The sequence below is a fragment of the Okeania sp. SIO2B9 genome (genome assembly GCF_010672505.1).
Classification (GTDB): domain Bacteria; phylum Cyanobacteriota; class Cyanobacteriia; order Cyanobacteriales; family Microcoleaceae; genus Okeania; species Okeania hirsuta.
The window spans coordinates 1-3,005 of sequence record NZ_JAAHGK010000965.1; the positions used below are offsets into that span (position 1 = coordinate 1).

The window sequence follows — 3,005 nt, forward strand, 5'->3', positions numbered from 1 at the left end:
GTCTCGCAGAGCAGCGTCGGGAGGATGTCAAAGAAACCAGTAATCTCGTAGGGTGTGTTAACGTTTGCGCAGCATTCCGCAGGAAAGTGTAACGCACCGCCAAATCTATAATGTTTCGGTGGGTTAGCGTCAGCGTAACCCTACTATTTTTTTTAACACTGCTATATCAAGAGCATTTTTCATAGGTTTTATTCTACTGAATCTTCAACTATTATATAAATTTTCAATCCTTTTTTAGCATCAATATCAAATTTTAAACCAACTTCAGCTTCAATGGTTATTTCTATACTTTCTTGGGAAATATCATTAATTTTAAGACTCTCAATTGTAGCCAAGCGACAATATGAAGATGTTTCACTGACTAAAAAAACATTTGTTCCTATAGACAAGCTACTATTATTAATTCTTGCTACTGCTGCCTTTGGCTTTTTAAACCATTCTGTAATTTCACCAATTTCTTTGGCTTTACCTGTAGAAGTTTGCTCTTGAATTATCTGATAAGTTACTAATTCTGCTAAAGCTTGACACAAAGCTTTAATAAAGTCACCTAAATCTAGTAATTCTTGAGTGCCTAGAATCTCATCAACAACTCCATGAGCTGCTTCATTTCTATAGGAAATTAATTGATTAAGTTCTCCTTCAGCAGTGTTCTGATTTCCTCGAATCTCTTCTACAAAGTGTTTGACTTTTCTGTAATTTATTACCCATTTCCAAGTACCAGCTATTCCTGCATCTGCAAAGAATTTTTCTAATATATCTTTCCGTAAATTCTGGTCATGCAAAAGAAAAGCTTCTGGCAATAACTGATAATTTTTATTCTGATTCGTTGTGCCATAGAATAGACCTCTAATTACCTGATTTTCAGAAAGATATTTAAACCTATCTTTTTTGAATTCTAGCAGTATGCGCCCCACACCTTCTCGATGAGTATTCCGAATTGTATCATCTAATTCTAAATAATTTTCGACTATGTTTTGAAGATACTTTAGCCAAGTTGATATTAAATATTCTACAAAATTTTCATAGATCGCATACAAACGAGTTACTACTGCACAATGTTCGTATAATTCCCACTCCTTATCATTTGGAACTCCTTTTACTAACTCTTCTAATTCAATAATTTCTGGATAATCTTTTAGTTTTTGTGTCTGTACAATTCCTTTTTTTGCTATTTTTCTCAATCTATCATTGGTCTGAATCATTGCACTAATACTGTCAATATTTACATTGACAATTTCTAGGAGATTATCAAACATTCTCAATTATTCTCCAATCACTCGTAAAAGCATATTGTTAAAGAGTTCCATTCTTTTTTGAATATCGGCTTTGGTTTTTCCACCACCTGTGAAAAGGCGCGATTTATCTTTTTCAAATAATTTCTTTGTTTCCTCTATAACCCTAGATTTTTTGGAAATTAATAGTTCGGCGTGTGATAAATGTTGACTCAAGCCAACCATTACAGCATCATAATAAGCTTTATAAGATACTTGCTTCTTTGCGCCAAAAGGTTTAAATAAAGTTTCTTCGTAGAGTTGATTAGCTAACTCGATAGTTTCTAAAAAAATCTCTCTTAGCAATTCAATATCTTTATCGGAGAATTGGGTACTTTTTATCATATAAAAGTCTAGAAAATCTTCCATTTGACCGCGGAAATAATCCTTATTTCTCAGAGCAAAAAAACGTAGCACTAATTCAGCATCTTCCATTTTTTTGTAGAGATTATTTGTTTCCAAGTCGGGGCTATCATTTTCTTTAGGTATTCCCCAAGCTTCAGCAAATATAGGATTACGCGATAATTCAAGTAATAGCTCATCAAATTTTCCATGATACAAACAATGTCTTACTTCCTGTTTACTTAAATCTACTCCCCCTGTATTGATACGTTCAAAAGCAAGCTGTTTTAACAACATTGCTTCTTCAGGATCGGCTGTTGATTCTGTAACAATTGTAATAGTTGATATGGAACGACGGTCTATTCCTCTCTGAATTATTGAATCAAGTTCTTGATAAGTAAGTCCGTTTAATTCTGACCAAAATTCTAGTCCAGTTAACTTTAATTGATTGTCATAAAAATCTCTAATAGCCGTAATTCTCTGTTGACCATCTATAACTTCATAGGAATTATAACTTTGTTCATAAAGAATAATTGGAGGTACAGGTATATTAATCAGAAATGACTCAATTAAACGGGATTGCTTTTGTTTATCCCAACGGCTTCTTCTTTGATAAAATGGTCGTAAATCCATATATCCAGGTTTCTTTAATGCTTCTGCAAAACTCGGAAGTTTTTCCCGATTAATTTCAGTAAGTATTCTTTTTTCTCTCGAATGATATTTAGCAACAATATCAGTTGCATATTTCCCATTTTTGGTTTTTGTTGTAGCTTTTTCTTGCCACATCTTTTGTTCAATTGGTAATAGTGACATTTTTTTTCCTTAAATTTGAACTCTAATTTATGATTGTATAAGAATTTTTTTATTATGGTCAAAAGTTTAAAGGTTTAGTTTTACCTTCTTTAAACTCAGCGATCGCTTCTGAGGCAAGTTGGGCGAGTTGGTCTTGAGAATTAGCAAAATTTTCTGCCCATCTTTTCTCATCTTGCTTATTGTTAATGCTCAGGTATCCTACTGGACTCTTAATCCGTACATCCGTGCCATAATCCGTGTGAGCAGTCATAGTTTTTTTTGGTGATTATTTCTTATTAATTTAGCGGAGAAACAAAAATGATACAAGAGCAAATTTTTGAAGAAAGTAGTGGTAATGTATTTGCCGATATTGGTTTGGACGATGCAGACGAACTTTTTACACGAGGAAAAATAGGTATTCAGGTAATACGTTTTTTCAACAAACGTCATCTTAAACAGAATGAAATTAGTGAAATTCTGGGTATTTCTCCACAAGAAGTATCTCATTTGATGAACGGAGAATTTCAAAAGTTTAGTGAAGGGAAACTACTTGATTTTCTCAAACAACTTGATATAGAAATTACTTTACACCGTGTTTGA

Annotated in this window: 4 protein-coding genes; 1 reads left to right on the plus strand and 3 read right to left on the minus strand. The window is 32.9% G+C overall.

The features are described from left to right. Positions 1-188 precede the first annotated feature (188 nt). Genes F6K13_RS26045 through F6K13_RS26055 form a run of 3 tightly spaced genes read right to left on the minus strand, consistent with a single transcriptional unit; the run spans position 189 to position 2,676 of the window. The gene (locus F6K13_RS26045) at positions 189-1,256 is read right to left on the minus strand and encodes an MAE_28990/MAE_18760 family HEPN-like nuclease (RefSeq protein WP_124147377.1); all 1,068 of its coding nucleotides are present in this window, start codon (positions 1,254-1,256) and stop codon (positions 189-191) included. 6 nt (positions 1,257-1,262) lie between these two features. Beyond that, the gene (locus F6K13_RS26050; protein WP_124147378.1) at positions 1,263-2,426 is read right to left on the minus strand and encodes a DUF262 domain-containing protein; all 1,164 of its coding nucleotides are present in this window, start codon (positions 2,424-2,426) and stop codon (positions 1,263-1,265) included. Between the two features lie 58 nt (positions 2,427-2,484). Further along, entirely contained in the window at positions 2,485-2,676 is a 192-nt protein-coding gene (locus tag F6K13_RS26055; protein WP_124147379.1) for a hypothetical protein, read from the minus strand. Positions 2,677-2,723: 47 nt separating this feature from the next. On the opposite strand from F6K13_RS26055, the gene F6K13_RS26060 reads away from it, so the two are divergent. Further along, on the plus strand, positions 2,724-3,005 hold the full coding sequence (locus tag F6K13_RS26060) for a helix-turn-helix domain-containing protein (RefSeq protein ID WP_124147380.1): 282 nt from the start codon (positions 2,724-2,726) through the stop codon (positions 3,003-3,005).